A 17546-nucleotide genomic window follows, 5' to 3' on the forward strand; every position below is an offset into this window, starting at 1 on the left:
GTAAAAGAAGCATGACAATTTATGACAAATCCACGTTTTTTGTAACAGAATGATGTTCATCTCATGTGAAAAATGATGAGGAAATTCACATAATGCAGAAATAATAGGTTTAGAACAAGAGTTCTGATGAGAACAGAAATGTATAAATAACTTGAAAAAAATTGCTATTAATCATCATTTTATTTACACATTGCGTATATTTTTTGTATTTTTGCTTGAGATGTTACAATAAAAGAAAAAGGAGGCGGTTCCAATGAGTAAGAGATACCAGAACATCATGGTAGCAGTTGACGGATCAAGACAATCGATCAAAGCGTTCGCTGAAGCCCTTGACTTAGCAAAGGACAATGAAGCCCACTTATTTATCGTGTCAATCATCAACAAAGTTGAGCTGACCCATAGTGCCTATGCCTTTTCAAAAATCTATGCAGATGAAAAACAAAGAACAGAAGTAGCCATGCTGAAAAAAATCAATGATGCCAAAGAGTTCGGTATTGCTGAGATCCATGCAATAGTTGAAACTGGAGATCCAAGAAATTTGCTTGCCAATGTCATCCCTGGACAAGAAAATATTGATTTGATTGTTATGGGAGCGACAGGAAAAGGAGCGATACAACAAGCACTAGTAGGATCGACCGCTTCTTATGTCGTTTCACATGCCCCTTGCAGTGTATTGGTTGTGAAGTAATTAGATAAGGGAGGAATAGAAAATGGTTCGCCCTCAAGAAGTTCGTGCACCAAAAGAAAAAATAGAAATTTTAGCAATTATTGAAGACGGCACACAAACAAAAAAAGGATACTCGATTGCTTTAATAAAGTGGAAAGGAAAAAAAGGTGTTGCTGTAAGGTGGGATGGAGATAATCAACAAGACAAAGGATTCCCAATCACTGCGAACGGCTACCATCCAGCGTGGTTTGTTCTGCCTGATAAATTTACAGAATTATACAGCTATGATTATGCGAAAACCGTCACATCCCTCAAAGCATTAGACAAATTAGCAGAAGAGCAGCATAAAATGGATGAAAAATAAAAAAGACGAACCAATCAGTCTTTAGAAAACTGACTGGTTCGAGGAGTAAAAAATGAAAAAAGGTTATTTGGGATGAATATAGAATAATGCGTATAGCTTAAATCAAACTTAAAGCCATAAAAAAGGCAAGAGGGTGAGGTAAATGGAAGCAGGAAAAGTTTTACAGGAAGTAAAAGTATTATGTGCAGATAAAAAATATGAAGAAGCAAAAAGTCTGATTGAAAAGAACAAAGAAAATTTGGAAGAAAAATATCCGATTGCACAAGAATTTGTAGAATTAAAACAAGGAACGCTTCTTCACCGATTCAAACATTTTTTTGGTATCACAGAATAGAAAAAAACGATTAAAGATACAGCAAATCTCTGCTGATCTTTAATCGTTTTCTTTTGAAACTGCTAGGATTCAATTCTGATTTTTATATAAAAAATAAATCCAAATGATTAGAAAAACTACTGCAAGCGTCAATTCGATGATGTGTATCACTAATACAGATGTTGTTCCCCAATGTCTAAAAGAAAAAATCTGATAAGTAAAATATACGGCAGGTAAAGAGGCCAGTAAAACTGAAAACTTCTTTTTCGTCCATTTTATGTAATAGAAAAGAATGCTTAGCATAATAAAAAAAGGAATATAAAAAACGAACTGACCGATCGCAATCATACTATTGCCTCCAATAAATAAAGTCCAAGATACAAAATAACACTTTGTGCGTGAAGGCGCAAGCAGTTCTATGGATTTATCCAGTAAAATATGTATTGTTTTTGAATTTATAGGGGAAAATTGCTATAATCAAAGTGAAAGAAGGAGTGGAATTTTCATGGATCATGTAGTGTTAGAAATCGATTTGCATTTAATCAATAATATTCGGGTGATTTACTATGTTGTAAGCAATAGTGTCGAACAACGTGTACTGACGAATAAAATCAATGGTATTTTAGCAAAGAAAGACGTTCACCGATTCAATAACGGTGAAGGTAGTTATTATAGTATCCCAGTAGAAAAAATCATTTATACGACAGTCAAAGTCAGAGAAGATCTGGATACTAAAAAGGCATATGAACCTATTTTTACAACTTATTGATTAACAGCAAATGGAGGAAAAAAATGAATCCATATGAACAACTTATCCAAGATTTGATTGATGGAAAAATCGAAAAAATTGATGTAAAAAGAGAAGAATTGATGGCTTTTCGAGAAGCATGGCTGAAATTGGAGAATCGTAAATATGTGGTAGGAAAAGCATCGCTGAACGGCAATGTGACTTATCATTATGATCCAACACGCTTATTTTAGTAAGGATGATTCAGAAAGAAGAAGGGACTGTGACAAAAATCGTGTCACAGTCCCTTCTTCTGGACAAACGGTGTTCAAGAGACAGCCTATCGGCAATAAGGCTGAACGTCTCTTTCACAACTTCTGATTCCCGGTGTTCCAGAAATGAAAATTCCTACTTATTAAATAGATTTTTGAATTTGTCTTTCACACTGTCGATATTTACGTCTTTTAGAAGATTTTGTGCTTTCTCTTTGTAAGGACCTAGTTGTTCTTTATGTTCTTCGGTAAATCGTTTTGCGCCGTCGAAGTTGCCGCCTTTTATCATTTCCTTGACTTTTTGAAATAATTCTTCTTGATTCATTTTGAACACATCCTTTGCCATCAACTTGATTTTTTAACATGGATAAAGTGAGAAAAACTACATTATCCACACCTCCATAATATCAAATAACGATCATTTTTACTAAAAAAACACTTGTTTCTCGCTTCTAAAGTAGGAGAAAAATCTCCAACTTAGGTCGGATGGAATTTTTCTAATTGCCCCATATACTGAATATATAACAAGGAGGTAGAAAGATGAAAGTGATTAAATATTTGATAGGATTGGCGGCGATTAGTGGTATTTTGCTATTTGGACTGAAATACTATACTGAAGGAAGTTACGGGGAAATCCCTGGTATACTTGATCAACTAAATCCATTAGTTGAAAAAGGTGAGGTCTATGTAAAAACACAAAAACCAGAGGAAGTAAATGAACATGGAACGGCAAGGTATGTTCAAAAAGCTGCTAATGTCGATGGGGAAGAGCGTACAATTGAATTTAATGGACTTTCTGTGTTAAAAGAAAATCATTATTTGAAAATCAGCAATAAAGGAGCGCACATAGAAACGTATGAAGAAGTTCCTAGAGAAAAAGTTCCGGAAAAAGCATTAGCAATTATTGGCTAAATTTACTGTATGAGTGCTACAGATTTAATTGTTAATTATAATAAAATTATGTAAACTATATAATAAATAATAAAAATATTCCAAAAACCCCTGAAAAAAGATTAATCTTTTTTCAGGGGTTCATTTTTTATCAACAAGTCCATCAAATTGGGATGGCAGGGTTCGAACCTACAATTGCTTGATTCAGAGTCAAGTGCCTTACCAGTTTGGCTACATCCCATTTATTCAACAAAATAATCATAGCACTTTTCTAAAAAAACGCAAGTTATTTTTCTTGATCAGATAGTTGTTGTTTTACTCGTAAAAGGCGGCGCACCAGTTTCTTTTCCAATCCAGCAGGAAGGGCAATCCGCTCTGCTACTGACAAGACGGAGTCAAGCAAGTGATATTCTTTGACAGGTTCATTCATGATATGGTAAATGTTTGCTAAACGTTCGATATATTCAAAATGGGTGTACTCCGTTCGAGCGATCAGAAATTTTAATAAATCGATTGCTTTTCCATACTCTTGGTCTCCATAATAGACAAGAGCTTGACGATACAGTTTGATTTCTAGTTCATTGAGGGTAGCAGGTCTGCACCGTTCGTTCCACTCATTAATAGAAACTTTACCTTGAACATTTCCTTTGCGGTCACGGACAAAAATAATCGGAATTTCATTTGGATCCATTTTTTTATGAGTGAATTTTTCCATTATCTGTGCTCCCTTCAAAGGTTCGGTATCTAGAGTATAAGGGATTTTTACTTTAATTACTAGCTTTTCTCCAAAGTTAGCATTTGTCCACCCATTGCAGTGAAAATGGCCGAAAAATCATTGATCGGTACTGCTCGATTTTTTACGCCATAGGGGTCGTTGACGTAAATATTTTCTTTGTCGTATCCAGTGACTACACAAGCATGAACAAGTGGAGTGACTCTTACTTCTCCGTTGTTTGTTGTCCAAGTCATAAAATCAGTTTCATCAGGGACTTCAAAATTGATAGTCACGGAAGTCCATACAGGATTTCCTTTAGATAGAGCTTTTTTGATATCATCTAGTTGAGCGTCTGTTTTTGGAAAAGTATGATAATCCGTTTGGACGATTTGTTGAGCAAGAGAGGCAACAGGAGGGACATAGACGCCCATAGCCCAGTCTCCGCCACTGATATCTCCAACAAATCCTTCATTAGGATCGCCGTGAGTCCCGTCTGCATTGAAAACAAGGACGTAATCCAATTGTTCAGCTAACTGGTTTTTAGTCGTTTCATAACCATAAAAAGATAAAAGCATGGAAAGCGAAGTGACCTCGCAGCCATTTTCTAGAGAAGGAGAGTCAAACTGGCTCTCTAATGGAACATCTAGCAAAACTTCTGCTTTCTCTTTTGTCTTTTTCGTTTTTTGTGTTGAACTTTTTTGTGTAATATTCATTGTATGTTCTGGAGAATGGATATGTAGGTAATAACTTGTACCGCTTAATAAAAGAGTAGCTGTACCTCCTAGAAACAATAGTTTTTTAAATGTTTTTTTCTTCATTGGAAATCTCCCTTTTCAGCTGTTTATCTTTCCTATTATAAGTGTATTTTTATTGGGAAGGGAAGTATTTTATTTAAATATGTAAGAAATAATCAGTTTTTGAGGAATATTATTTATTATTCTAGAACAAATTCTTCTAGATACAACAGCTGTTTTAATTGTGAAAACGAAAACAGTACGCTATAATGCCTGTAAGGTTGATTTTTGACTGTAAACAAAAAATCAAATAATTAAATCTCCAAAAAATAGCAGTTGTAATATGGAGAAAAGTTCCAGCAGTTTAGGAGGATTTTGATGACGGAAGAAATGATTAATTTAGGAGAACAATATGCATGCAAACCAATTGGCTTTACAAAAACGGTCATTGGTGAAGTTGTATCAAAAATGACAAACTGTGCCGTGGTCAAAGTTGCCCAATGTGCTGCAGAGGATCAAGAGTTATTAGATGAAAAAGCAAGCATGGTTGTTGCAAAATATGATACATTTGAATAAAGAAAATAATTGGACGTGCGGCGTGCTGCAAGTCCAATTTCTTTGAGAAGGTAAATCAGTATTCTTTTCCTGTTTTCAGGAGAAGAAAAAGCGAGGCGAGTTGTCATGGTAACATTTTTTACGGTTCTATTGTTTTTATTCGTTGTTGTTATGTTCTTATTTCTTTGGCTGGTTCGAAAAGAAATTATTTATCGGACTGTTCGGAATCGATGGGTTTACTTGGTCATACCATTCTTAGTAGTACTAGTCGTTTGGTACACACTCATCAGTCAGCCTACAGCAGATGAATTGGCAAAAGGGATTTTGTCAGCGATGATTTTTATTAGTTTTTTGTTGGACAGTCGAGGAATTACAGAAGAAGGGCTTGTCTTGAATAGCTTTGATAAAAAAGGTGTTCCTTTTTCTGAAATCAATAAAATCGTGTTGTACCAACCAAAAGGTTCTAAAATTGTAAAAATGAATTTTTTCCGAAACGGATGGCGGGGACCAATGCTGAAATTTTCTGCATCATTAGAAGAATTAGTTCCATTTTTGTCCCAACGCTTGAACGATGAGGCGGAGATTGATATTATGATCGATCCAGAATAAAAAACAGAGGTTACGACAAGATGTTTGTCACAACCTCTGTTTTTTTCAAGTAAAATTATCCGAATACACGGAAGCGATCTGCATCGTTCATATATTCTTTTTCCCCAGCTGGTGTTTCTGGTGAACCGAATACTAATTGTGAACGTAGTTTCCAGTTTGAAGGGATATTCCATTCTTTTGCAACTGCTTCGTCAATAACTGGGTTGTAATGTTGCAAGTTTGCGCCCAATCCTTTATCAACTAATGCTACCCAAGTGTTCGCTGTTGCGATTCCGTTTGATTGTTCTGACCAATCTGGGAAGTTGTCTGCATATAATTCAAATTGTTCTTGTAGACCTTTTACCACGTCAGTATCTTTGAAGAATAATACTGTACCATAACCATTTTTGAAACCAGCTAATTTGTTTTGTGTATTTGGAAAAGCTTCTGCTGGAGTCAATGGGCGAAGTGCTTCTTCAGTGATTTCCCAAAGTTTTTCATGTGCATCTCCGAAAAGAATAACTGCGCGTGTTGATTGAGCATTGAAAGCAGTTGGGCTTTCTTTAATTGCTTCTTTGATCAAAGCTGTCAATTCTTCATTAGAAAGTGAAACGTTACGTCCTAGATGATAGATTGAACGGCGGTTTTTTAAAGTGTCAGTAAAAGTTGTCATATTAAAATTTCTCCTTTGATTTGCGTTTTGCATTTTTTTAATTGATTACGAAATGAAGTATATCATCTTACAAAAAGTAAGTAAATAGATATGCTCACAAAAAATAAGCGAAGTTCAAAAAACAATTTTGATAAGGGAAATCGTTAGAAAAGGATTTCCTTGGTTATCGCTTTCATTGTTGTGTTTGAGGAATTTTTGCTTATTTGAAAAAAACGTCTGATATATAATTATTAAATCTCTATCTTCTTTTTTTTATGATATTGCCATTAAAAATTACTTGTTTTTATAGAAAATTAGTTTATATTTCTTAAATAAGTTTTTTAGTTAAATTTTTCGGTAAAGATGTATAATATTTTCTGAAAATTTAAAGAATTGGGGTATAGATTATGGAAAAACAGCAAGACAAGGGCTTCTTCGGGCAGCCGAAGGGATTGTCAACTTTGTTCTTCACTGAGATGTGGGAACGATTTAGTTATTATGGTATGCGTGCATTACTTATCTATTATATGTACGATACAGTTGCCAACGGGGGACTTGGATTACCACGAGCAACAGCATTAGCTATCATGTCGATATACGGATCTCTGATCTACATGTCTAGTATCGTCGGCGGATGGGTATCTGACCGAGTGTTAGGAGCAAAACGCACTGTATTCTTTGGTGGAGTCTTCATTATGCTTGGACACATCGTCTTGGCTTTACCATTTGGTGTAAGTACATTATTTGTTTCAATGGCATTGATCATTATTGGAACCGCCTTTTTGAAACCGAACGTTTCTGGCATGGTCGGACATCTTTATTCAAAGACTGATTTGCGAAGAGATGCAGGATTTTCGATTTTTTACATGGGTGTCAACTTAGGGGCGTTATTAGCACCACTAATCGTTGGGACAATCGGTCAAGAATATAACTACCATTTAGGGTTCTCTTTAGCTGCTATTGGGATGTTCTTTGGATTATTACAATACATCATCCAAGGGCGCAAGACATTAGACGGAGTGGGTACAACACCACCGAATCCTTTGACAACTGAAGAACGTAAAGGATTCATCCGTAACTTGATCATCGCACTTGTTGTTATCGTTGCAGTATTCGGTGGCGCACAATTAACTGGTCATTTGACAATCGACTTTTTTGTCAATACAATCAGTGTATTAGGGATTATCTTACCGTTGTATTACTTTATCAAAATGTTGACTTCAAAAGATGTAACTGCTGAAGAAAAACCAAGAGTATGGGCGTATATCCCATTATTCCTTGCAGCAATCATTTTCTGGTCATTACAAGAACAAGGTTCATCTATCTTAGCTTTATTTGCTAGTGAACGTACGCAATCTACACTATTTGGTGTGACGATCCAAGCAAGCTGGTATCAATCATTGAATCCGATTTTCATCTTTATTTTGACGCCGGTATTCGTAACAATGTGGACAAAACTTGGCAAACGCCAACCATCTACAGTAGTGAAATTCTCTCTTGGTCTTTTGTTTGCAGGATTATCATACTTACTATTGATGTTGCCAGGTATGCTTTACGGAACAAGTGGAAAAGTAAGTCCATTGTGGTTGTTGGGAAGTTTCTTCATCGTGGTTATTGCTGAATTGTGTCTTTCACCAGTTGGTTTGTCTGTGACAACGAAATTAGCACCACGAGCATTTGAATCACAAACAATCGCTATTTGGTTCTTAGCTGATGCTTCTTCACAAGCAATCAATGCACAAATTGCACGCTTCTACACACCAGGAACAGAATCTGCCTACTTCGGTATTATCGGTGCAGTAGCAATCGTCGGTGGTATCTTGCTATTTACTGTGAAAGAACCAATCAAAAAACTAATGGGATCTATCCATTAATCAACTCATGAAAAGACAGGAATTGCTTATTTGTAGCGATTCCTGTCTTTTTGCGTATACTCAAAAAAGATAGAAATATCAGAACCAAAAAGTATATAATTTGAAGAATATAGAACAAATGTTCAGTATTTTTTGATATAATAAAGAAGCACCGTATCATGTGTTGAAGGAGGAAAAGCATGTCTTTACAATTTATTCTTGGAAACGGGAAAAAAGATCACCGTCAAGTCTTGATTGACGAAGCATCAGCTTGGCTCGACCAAGATGCAAGCAACCAAGTATTTTTCCTTGTTCCCAATTACAGCAAATTCGAACAGGAACAAGAAATTTTAGCGGAGATGCGAAGAAGAAGCGGGAAAAAAGCTTTCAGCACAACAAATGTTCAAGTATTCAGTTTTTACCGTCTGGCTTGGTATTTGCTGCAACAGACAACCCTTCTTACAGGAAATGAATTATCAGAATCCGGATCTGCGATGATCTTGCGACAGATTTTAGAAAAACATGAGGAAGAATTAACGATCTTTCGCGGAGAAATCAATAAAAGAGGATTTATTCGCCAATTGCAAGAACTCTATAGTGAGTTGCGCACAGGGAATATTCAACCGGAAGACTTGATGCTTTTATTTGGTGATTCACCGAATGCAGAAGACCAGCAACTTAAAATGAAAGACTTGAAGCTGATTTTTTCAGCTTATGACAGCGAATTGACCGAACGTGCACTATCAAATGAAGATGCACTGGCTATACTAGCAAATTATATGCAGACACAAGATTTCACCAACGTCCAATTTATCGTCAGCGGTTTTTCCCGAATCAATGGGCAAGAGTATCAATTACTGCAGGCAATGATGGAAAAGGGGCAATTAGTTGTCGATTTATTGTTGGATCGTCCTTATACAGCGGATCTTCCAGAAGTACTTACGCTCTTTCATGAGACTGGAAAGCTTTATTTCCGTCTTTTTCAAAGTGCGAGAGAACGGAAAGTTCCTATATTAGTAGATCGTTTTGCGCCAGAGCAGAATCGTCCGACAGAGCTTCAGTTGCTGCAAACGATGTGGGAAGAGACTTCCAGCCAAAAGAAAGCAACCGTCCGCAAATTAGGGGAACAAGAGGCTCTCCATTTGTGGGAAGCTGAAAATCCAACTGAGGAAGTCCGACAGCTAGCTGTTGAAATCAGACGGCTAGTCAGTGAAGAAAACTACCGTTATCGTGATATCCAAGTACTGACAAAAAATATGTCCTTATATGGAAATATTCTTCGACCAATCTTTCAAGAAATGGCGATTCCTTTTTATATCGATGAAGAACAAATGATGGAAAATCATCCGCTGATTGAATGGGTCAACAGTCTGTTCGCTCTTGACCGATATTCTTATCGACTAAGTGATATTATGCGTTTTTTCAAGACGGAATTGTTCCTATCGATGGAAACAGAAACCGAACTGGATGAATGGAAACAAGAACGAGATGAATTCAGGAAAAAATTGGACATCACAGAAAATGTTGCACTTGCTTATAATTATCAAGGCACTTACTGGACGCGTGAAAAAGACTGGCAGTTTGTGGCGTATGATTTTGAAGCAGAACAGATTGAAGACGTACAGTATCTGGAAGAACAGTCAAATACGATTAGACGATTATTTCAGAAATCTGTACCTGCATTTTTTAAAAAAATAAAGAAAAGTAAAACAGGTCAAGCGGCCGCAAATGTTTTTTATCAATTTTTGATTCAAAGTGGTGTACAGCAACAATTATTGTTTTGGCGTAATCAGGAAGTAGACAGAGGAAACTTAGAAGCGGCAAGAAACCATGAGCAGACATGGGGAGCGCTGATTGATCTGCTGGATGAATATGTAGTCATTTATGGTGAATCGGCTTTTGACTGGTCTCTGTTCCAAGAAATCATTACGAGTGGTCTCGAAAATCTAAGTTATGGTAAAATCCCTACCGCAATCGACCAAGTGCGAATCAACCGTTTGGAATTAGTTCGACCGAATCAAGCTGCCGTCACTTTTGCATTAGGTTTGAATGATCAAGTGTTTCCAGACCGTAAAGAAACAAAAGGATTGTTGTCCAGTGAAGAACGAGAAGTATTAAATCAAGCTTTGCCAGATGGACAGTTTTTATTCGACCCATCAAAAGAAAGTATCTCTTTTGAGCCTTTCCAAGCCTACCTTGTTTTTCTTTCCGGAACGGATCGATTATATCTTAGCTATGCACAAAGCTATGACACAGATGGTTCACTGAAGATGTCTCCTTATTTGCGCAGAATCACAGAATATTTATCAGTTCCCGTCGAGAGAAAAGAGCATTTGACAATCGAAAGCGATCCTGATTGTTATGTAGGAACTTACAGAAGCGGAATCAATACAGTCAATAGGATTTATCGATTAGCTTTAGATGAAAAGAAACCTGTACCAAAACATTGGCAAAAGCTCAAAGAATTAGTACTGAATTCCTCATGGCGCAATTTTGCTTTACAAATCTTTGAAAGTCAGGAACATTTGAATGTGCCTGTTTCGATGCCAGAAAAAATGGCGGAAGAGCTTTATGGAAAAGAAATTTATACTTCGATTTCACGTATGGAGAATTTTTATAATTGTGAATACAAATACTTCATGCAATTTGGGTTGAAATTGAAAGAACGAACTGTTTATGGTTTGACTCCAGCAGCAACAGGTGATTTTTATCATGAATCATTGGATCGTTTCTTCAAGCTACTGTTTTCAAACCAATTATCCTTAGTGAATATGACCGATGCGCAGCGTAAAGACTTTACTGAAAAAGTGCTGCAAGAAGTGTTCGGAGAACTTCGGTTTGAGATATTGGATAGTTCCGCAAGAATGAACTATATCCGCTATCAGTTAGGACAGACGATCCAAAAAGTAGCATGGGCTTTGCAAAAACAGAGCAAAAATACGGGCATGCATCCTCTTCAGACGGAGATTTTATTTGGTCAGATTGCTGGAGCAAAAGGTATCACAGGTCTGGAATTACCGTTGAGTAATGGTGGAAAACTCCACGTTCGAGGAAAAATCGATCGGATCGATGTAGCTTCTGAACAAGAAGATACTTGGTTAAGCGTTATTGATTACAAATCTAGTGGACGTTCATTCGATGTCACAGAAGCTTATTATGGCATGGCTATGCAATTATTGACGTATCTGGACGTAGCATTGATGGATGCGGTACGTTTGACTGGAAAGGCGGCTGTTAAACCAGCAGGATCATATTATTTACATGTTCATAATCCTGTATTGACGGAGACCGATGATGTAGAGAAGAATACATTGAAAAAATTTAGTTATGATGGCGTTTTTGTCGATGATCCCGCTCTTTTAGAAGTACTAGATCATTCACTGGAAGCAAAAGAACAATCACTGATCTATCCAGTGAAAAAAAATGCGAAAGATGAATACCAAAAAGGTAGTTTCAGCAAAGATAAATTTTTCACGGAAGAAGAACTGCAACTGTTCATGGCGCATAATCGGGAAAATATGCGGTTAGCTGGAGATGCAATCACTTCCGGAGAAATCAAACTGAACCCAGCTTATAAAGATAAACAGCGAATTGCCTGTGAATTTTGTCCATTCAGAAGCATCTGTACGTTTGATGTGATGCTGAAAGAAAATAATTACCACCGTCTGGAGAAAATAGATAAGGAAGAAGCACTGCGCAGAATATTGAAAAGGAGTGAAGAAGAGTGAATCAAATTCCTTTAAAACCGCAAAACGAACGATTTACAGATGATCAGTGGCAGGCGATTTTCGATCAAGGAGATAATTTGTTAGTCTCTGCGTCTGCCGGATCAGGTAAAACTACAGTGCTTGTTCGAAGAGTGATTGAAAAATTAAAAATGGGTTTTGATATCGATGAATTACTGATTGTGACATTTACTGAAGCAGCTGCAAGAGAAATGAAAGAAAGAATTCAAGAGGCATTACAAGAAGCGGTCAACAGCGAAAGCGACCCTGTACGAAGACAGCATTTTACTAAGCAGTTAGTTTTATTGCCCACAGCGAATATCTCAACCTTACATGCTTTTTGTCTAACAGTTATTCGACGTTATTATTACTTAATTGATATTGATCCGGTCTTTCGCATGTTAACAGATGAAACAGAAACGATCTTGATGAAGGAGGATGTGTGGGACGAGCTGAGAGAAGCACTTTATGCAGAAAATGATGAACGATTTTTCCAATTAACAATGAATTTTTCTAATGATCGTTCAGATGACGGCTTGACGAATCTGGTATTTTCGCTTTATGAGTTTGCCCGTGCCAACCCTGACCCCAAAAAATGGCTAGAACAGTTAAGCGCTAATTATCGTTTGACTGAGGGGCTAGCGAAATCTCGATTATATCAAGAACAAATCCGTCCTTTAGTTTTGGCAGATGTATACCAATGTGTACAATTATATGAACAGATGACTCAGTTAGCACAAGGTGAAGGATTAGAAAAAATGCATGAGCAAGTAGCTGGAGAACAACAGCAGATCAAAAATATCTATGAAGCTTTCTCGCAAGATCGGTTAGAAGATGCTTATGCTAGTTTGGAACAACTGACTTTTTCAACTTTTAAGAGCAGTCGTAAAGCAGAATTGAAAGAAATATCCAATGAAGTCAAGGGCATGAGGGATAAAGCAAAAAAATTGATTCAGCAGATAAGTAAAAGTTACTTTCCTGTTTCACCAAGCCAAATGGAAGAATTAACGGAAAAAGCACTACCGTTAGTCGAAGAAATGACAAAAGTCACGCAAAGCTTTATGGACGGTTTCAGTATGCGTAAACGGGAAAAAGGCGTATTGGACTTCAATGATCTGGAACATCTAGCGTTGCAGATTCTCACAGAAAAAACGAAAGATGCATGGCTGCCAAGTGAAGCTTCAAAACATTATCGAAAAAAATTCAAAGAAGTAATGGTAGATGAATATCAAGACGTGAACCAATTACAAGAAGCCATTTTATACTGGCTAAGAGAACCTGATGATACAAAAGGAAATATGTTCATGGTTGGGGATGTCAAACAATCCATTTATTCTTTCCGTTTAGCAGATCCTAGTTTATTTATCGGGAAATACGAGAATTTTTCAAAGAAAGAAGGCGGACGTCGGATCGTTTTGGCTGAGAACTTCCGCTCTAGAAAAGAAGTCCTTTCTTTTACGAATCTTATTTTTGAACAACTAATGGATCCAGCAGTTGGTCAAATCAATTATGACGAAGCAGCCAAACTGATACAGGGATTTTCAGACTTTCCAGAGAATGAACAGTTTGAGCCAGAAATCATGATCTATGAAAAAGAACAGGAAGAATCAGAGATCGAGATTCCCACTGACGATATACTGGAGGACAAAACAGAAGGCGAACTTTTTATGACAGGACTGAAGATTCGTCAATTGATTGATTCTTCCTTTATGATTTATGATAAAAAATCAAAGAAAGATCGTCCGATAGAATACAGAGACATTGTTCTCTTGACACCTACAAAAAAGAACAACTTAACAATTTTAGAGATTTTCAAAACATTGGATATTCCTTTGGAGATGAATGATGCTCAAAATTATTTTCAAGCGACAGAAATTCGCACGATGATCTCGTTGCTACAATTAATTGACAATCCCTATCAAGATATTCCGCTTGCAGCTGTATTGCGTTCGCCAGTCGTGGGTTTGATTGAACCAGAATTAGCAAGTATCCGATTAGCCGACCGTGCACATACTTACTATGATGCTGTGCTTGCTTATCAAGCATCAAACGAAGATGAATTAGCGGTTAAGCTGGAACATTTTGGCAAACAACTAGATCATTGGCGAGAACTTGCTCGCCGTTCTTCGATCACTGACTTGCTATGGGATATCTATTATGAGACGGGATATCTAGAGTATGTGGTCGGTCTGCCAGCAGGGGCACAGAGACAAGCCAATCTCTATGCATTGGTCGATCGTGCCAAAGCATACGAGCAAAGTTCTTTCAGAGGATTATATCAGTTCGTGCGTTTCATTGAAAAAATGCAAGAAAAAGACAAAGACTTAGCAGAACCAGTCATTTCAATAGAAGATAATGCTGTTCGCGTAATGACGATCCACGCAAGTAAAGGCTTGGAATTTCCAGTTGTATTTTTGTTAGATATGACGAAAGAATTCAACTTACAAGACTTACGCAATCGGTATGCTTTTGAAGAAAAACTTGGAGCAGGTATTCGCTATATGGATCCTGAAACACGGGTACTGTATGATACGTTACCATTTCAAGCCATCAAATTGGCAAAGCAAAACAAATTGTTATCGGAAGAAATGCGTAAATTGTATGTAGGATTGACTCGGGCAGAACAAAAGCTTTTCATTGTCGGTTCCTATAAAAATAAAGAGCAAATGATCCAAACATGGTCTGAAGCAGCTGATCATGAGGAGTTGGTTTTTGATCCTGAGCTACGTTTGAAGGGCAGAAGCAGCTTGATGAATTGGATTGGTTACGGATTGATCCGTCATCCTGAAATGCAGAAATACTTAGAGGAAGAAGTTTCGACTTCTCTCCTTCAATATTCAAATGCACAGTTTTCCATTTCATGGATGAATCAGCAATCAATCATTGAACAAAGACAGTTGCTTGCTGAAAAAGAACTGGTTAACTTAGATCAGCAGGTGAAAGAAAAGGAAACTGTATTAGCAGATTCGTTACAAAAACGTCTAGCCTATGAATATTCTTATCAGGCTTCTTCGCAAACCACAAGTTATCAATCTGTATCTGAGATCAAACGATTATTCGAAGATCCAGATGATACACAAGAATCACGCTTGACTCTGGAAAGTAGTCAGACAAAGGCAGCATCTCGTCAATTCCGTTATACGCAAGAACAACTAGCAGAACCAAAATTTTTACAAAAAGATCGGCAAGTGTCGGCAGCTGCTGTTGGAACAGCTACCCATGCTTTATTGCAATTGCTGCCATTAGAGATGCCAACTACAGAGAGCATCAATCAAAAGTTGCAGGAATTAGTAAAGAAACGTTTAATAGACGAAAAGGTCGCAAAAAAAGTAGATGTTTCTTCTATTATATGGTTCTTTCAAACAGAACTTGGGCAACAGTTGATTGCCAACAAAGAAAACGTAAAACGGGAACAACCTTTTTCCATGCTGCTTTCTGCTGATGAAGTATTTCAAGACTATCCAAATCAGGAAGATGAGCTATTGATCCACGGAATCGTCGATGGATACTTAGAAGAAAAAGATCATCTCCATATCTATGATTTTAAAACAGATTTCATTTTACATCCGGATGATCCAGCAGAAATAGACGCGATCGTCCAAAAATATCAGGGACAGCTAAGACTTTACCAACAAGCAATGACAGAAGCACTGAATAAACCTGTAGAAAATGTTTTCCTAATTTTACTTCGAGTGAAACGAATCATAAACATTAATAAATAATTATAATTGAGCAAACTTGACTTATATTTTGTAAGGATTATGCTATACTCTGGGAAGAGGTGAGTATGATGGAGCTAACACAGACAGAATTCGTTTTGTGTCCTAAATTTGAAAAAACGTTCTCTATTTTAGGAAAAAAATGGAACGGATTGATTATCGATGTACTACTCGAAAATGGTCCGCAACGCTTTGTCGAGCTTGCGGCAAAAATCCCGATGGTTAGTGATCGGGTATTGGTCGAACGCTTGAAGGAATTGGAAAAAGAAGGAATAGTCACTCGAAACATTGCCTGTAGTGAAAAAAGCCGTTCAGAATATCTCTTGACTGAAAAAGGAGCAGACTTGCAAAAAGCAATGCGTCAAATACAAGTTTGGAGCGAAAAATGGGTCACAGAGGAAGAATGCGGTTGATTTTGTAAAAAAAATCTTGTAAACTATAGTCCATACGAATAAGTAAAAGAACGATGACGAAAAAGAGTAGTTTGGCTAAACCAGTTCAGGGAGATCTGTCACAGACTGAAAACAGGTCCTGTGTTTGAAAAATGAAGTTCACTTTCCGAGTTCGTCTGATCATTATCAGACCGGCAACTGTCGTTAACGAAGTAAGAGTGCGATGTAAGTTTATTTATCGCAAATTAGGATGGTAACGCGAAGACCTCGTTCCTTAACAGGAATGAGGTCTTTTTGTTTTGTATTTGGAATTTAAAGGAGGAACAAGCACATGTCTTTACAAGCACAATTAGAGAGCTTGAAAGAAGAAACAATCGTCAAAATCACGGCGGCACAAGATTTAAAAGAATTAAATCAAATACGTGTTGAAACGTTAGGAAAAAAAGGACCGATCACAGAAGTATTGCGTGGGATGAAAGATCTAAGTCCAGAAGAACGTCCAAAAGTCGGAAGTTTCGCAAATGAGATCCGAGACCTTTTGACAGAAGAAATAGAGCGAAAAAAACAAGTGTTAGAAGAAGAAGCGTTAAATGCGGCTTTGGCAAAAGAAACAGTAGACGTGACATTGCCTGGTAGAAAAGTAAAGCATGGTACACGTCATATCGTGACACAAATCATGGAAGAAATTGAAGATATTTTTGTAGGTATGGGGTATCAGATCGTGGAAGGTTACGAAGTAGAGTCTGACCATTACAATTTCGAACGGATGAACCTGCCAAAAGACCATCCGGCAAGGGACATGCAAGATACTTTCTATATTTCAGACGAGATATTGATTCGGACACATACTTCACCAGTCCAAGCACGGACAATGGAAAAGCATGATTTCTCTAAGGGTGCTCTACGAATGATCTCGCCTGGAAAAGTTTTCCGCAGAGATACAGATGATGCGACCCACAGCCATCAGTTCCATCAAATTGAAGGGCTAGTTGTTGATAAAAACATCACGATGGGCGATCTTAAAGGAACATTAGAAGTCGTAATGAAAAAAATGTTTGGGGAAGATCGTGAAATCCGTTTGCGTCCAAGTTATTTCCCATTTACGGAGCCATCAGTAGAAGTAGATGTCAGTTGTTTCAAATGTGGTGGTGCCGGTTGTAACGTATGTAAATACACTGGATGGATCGAGATTTTAGGAGCTGGCATGGTGCACCCGAATGTGTTGAAGATGTCAGGAATCGATCCAGAAGAATATTCAGGCTTTGCTTTCGGCCTTGGACCAGACCGCGTAGCTATGTTGCGGTATGGAGTGAATGATATCCGTAATTTCTATCAAAATGACTTACGTTTCTTAAGTCAGTTCAAGGGGGAGTAAGAAG

18 protein-coding genes and 1 tRNA gene are annotated in these 17546 nt (G+C 37.3%); 13 read left to right on the forward strand and 6 right to left on the reverse strand.

The annotated features are described in order from the left end of the window. The first annotated feature begins 253 nt into the window (after nt 1–253). The 3 genes from HMPREF2731_RS10270 (at nt 254) to HMPREF2731_RS10280 (ending at nt 1365) form a co-directional block, all read left to right on the forward strand. On the forward strand, nt 254–688 hold the full coding sequence (locus HMPREF2731_RS10270) for a universal stress protein (RefSeq protein WP_070872904.1): 435 nt from the start codon (nt 254–256) through the stop codon (nt 686–688). A gap of 22 nt (nt 689–710) precedes the next feature. Then, entirely contained in the window at nt 711–1031 is a 321-nt protein-coding gene (locus tag HMPREF2731_RS10275) for a hypothetical protein (RefSeq protein WP_002292931.1), read from the forward strand. 142 nt (nt 1032–1173) lie between these two features. Continuing rightward, nucleotides 1174–1365: a hypothetical protein gene (locus HMPREF2731_RS10280; protein ID WP_002292933.1), complete on the forward strand. Its 192-nt coding sequence runs from the start codon at nt 1174–1176 to the stop codon at nt 1363–1365. 69 nt (nt 1366–1434) lie between these two features. Here HMPREF2731_RS10280 and HMPREF2731_RS10285 read toward each other — a convergent pair whose 3' ends face one another. Further along, the gene (locus HMPREF2731_RS10285; protein WP_070872906.1) at nt 1435–1692 is read right to left on the reverse strand and encodes a glucose uptake protein; all 258 of its coding nucleotides are present in this window, start codon (nt 1690–1692) and stop codon (nt 1435–1437) included. Between the two features lie 157 nt (nt 1693–1849). Between HMPREF2731_RS10285 and HMPREF2731_RS10290 the strand changes: the two genes are divergently transcribed. Both HMPREF2731_RS10290 and HMPREF2731_RS10295 read left to right on the forward strand, forming a co-directional pair. Beyond that, a complete protein-coding gene (locus tag HMPREF2731_RS10290; RefSeq protein ID WP_002292935.1) occupies nt 1850–2113 on the forward strand; it encodes a hypothetical protein in 264 nt (87 codons plus the stop codon). Between the two features lie 23 nt (nt 2114–2136). After that, nucleotides 2137–2325, forward strand: coding sequence for a hypothetical protein (locus HMPREF2731_RS10295; protein ID WP_002288067.1), 189 nt, complete (start codon nt 2137–2139; stop codon nt 2323–2325). A gap of 154 nt (nt 2326–2479) precedes the next feature. Here the strand turns inward: HMPREF2731_RS10295 and HMPREF2731_RS10300 are convergent, their stop codons facing one another. Next, nucleotides 2480–2668 (reverse strand): hypothetical protein, encoded by a 189-nt coding sequence (locus tag HMPREF2731_RS10300; RefSeq protein WP_070872907.1) that lies wholly within the window; start codon nt 2666–2668, stop codon nt 2480–2482. Nucleotides 2669–2883: 215 nt separating this feature from the next. Between HMPREF2731_RS10300 and HMPREF2731_RS10305 the strand changes: the two genes are divergently transcribed. Continuing rightward, nucleotides 2884–3255: a YxeA family protein gene (locus HMPREF2731_RS10305; RefSeq protein WP_002292938.1), complete on the forward strand. Its 372-nt coding sequence runs from the start codon at nt 2884–2886 to the stop codon at nt 3253–3255. 147 nt (nt 3256–3402) lie between these two features. Here the strand turns inward: HMPREF2731_RS10305 and HMPREF2731_RS10310 are convergent. The 3 genes from HMPREF2731_RS10310 to HMPREF2731_RS10320 form a co-directional block, all read right to left on the reverse strand. After that, nucleotides 3403–3475: transfer RNA gene (locus tag HMPREF2731_RS10310), tRNA-Gln, on the reverse strand. 45 nt (nt 3476–3520) lie between these two features. Next, nucleotides 3521–3949, reverse strand: coding sequence for a hypothetical protein (locus tag HMPREF2731_RS10315; protein WP_002292939.1), 429 nt, complete (start codon nt 3947–3949; stop codon nt 3521–3523). A 59-nt stretch (nt 3950–4008) separates the two neighbouring features. Further along, the gene (locus tag HMPREF2731_RS10320) at nt 4009–4767 is read right to left on the reverse strand and encodes a C39 family peptidase (protein WP_070872909.1); all 759 of its coding nucleotides are present in this window, start codon (nt 4765–4767) and stop codon (nt 4009–4011) included. Between the two features lie 294 nt (nt 4768–5061). On the opposite strand from HMPREF2731_RS10320, the gene HMPREF2731_RS10325 reads away from it, so the two are divergent. Together HMPREF2731_RS10325 and HMPREF2731_RS10330 are read left to right on the forward strand one after the other, a co-directional pair. After that, nucleotides 5062–5259, forward strand: a complete 198-nt coding sequence (locus HMPREF2731_RS10325; RefSeq protein ID WP_002288059.1) for a hypothetical protein — start codon at nt 5062–5064, stop codon at nt 5257–5259. Nucleotides 5260–5364: 105 nt separating this feature from the next. Then, entirely contained in the window at nt 5365–5847 is a 483-nt protein-coding gene (locus tag HMPREF2731_RS10330; protein WP_002292941.1) for a hypothetical protein, read from the forward strand. Nucleotides 5848–5902: 55 nt separating this feature from the next. On the opposite strand, the gene HMPREF2731_RS10335 is transcribed toward HMPREF2731_RS10330, so the two are convergent. Continuing rightward, nucleotides 5903–6499, reverse strand: coding sequence for a nitroreductase family protein (locus tag HMPREF2731_RS10335; protein ID WP_002309425.1), 597 nt, complete (start codon nt 6497–6499; stop codon nt 5903–5905). A 386-nt stretch (nt 6500–6885) separates the two neighbouring features. On the opposite strand from HMPREF2731_RS10335, the gene HMPREF2731_RS10340 reads away from it, so the two are divergent. The 5 genes from HMPREF2731_RS10340 to pheS all read left to right on the forward strand — a co-directional run bounded on the left by HMPREF2731_RS10340 (nt 6886) and on the right by pheS (nt 17542). Then, entirely contained in the window at nt 6886–8352 is a 1467-nt protein-coding gene (locus HMPREF2731_RS10340; protein WP_002309423.1) for a peptide MFS transporter, read from the forward strand. Nucleotides 8353–8531: 179 nt separating this feature from the next. Then, entirely contained in the window at nt 8532–12059 is a 3528-nt protein-coding gene (locus HMPREF2731_RS10345) for a PD-(D/E)XK nuclease family protein (RefSeq protein WP_002309421.1), read from the forward strand. Next, on the forward strand, nt 12056–15778 hold the full coding sequence (addA, locus tag HMPREF2731_RS10350) for a helicase-exonuclease AddAB subunit AddA (protein ID WP_070872911.1): 3723 nt from the start codon (nt 12056–12058) through the stop codon (nt 15776–15778). Before HMPREF2731_RS10345 ends, addA begins: the two co-directional genes overlap by 4 nt. A gap of 68 nt (nt 15779–15846) precedes the next feature. Further along, complete coding sequence (locus tag HMPREF2731_RS10355; RefSeq protein WP_002292948.1) at nt 15847–16188, forward strand: winged helix-turn-helix transcriptional regulator; 342 nt, start codon at nt 15847–15849, stop codon at nt 16186–16188. Between the two features lie 310 nt (nt 16189–16498). Next, nucleotides 16499–17542 carry a phenylalanine--tRNA ligase subunit alpha gene (pheS, locus tag HMPREF2731_RS10360; RefSeq protein ID WP_002292949.1) on the forward strand — a complete coding sequence of 348 codons (1044 nt, stop codon included), beginning with the start codon at nt 16499–16501 and terminating at the stop codon, nt 17540–17542. Nucleotides 17543–17546: the final 4 nt, after the last annotated feature.

Source organism: Enterococcus sp. HMSC072F02, from assembly GCF_001837725.1.
Classification (GTDB): Bacteria; Bacillota; Bacilli; order Lactobacillales; family Enterococcaceae; genus Enterococcus_B; species Enterococcus_B lactis.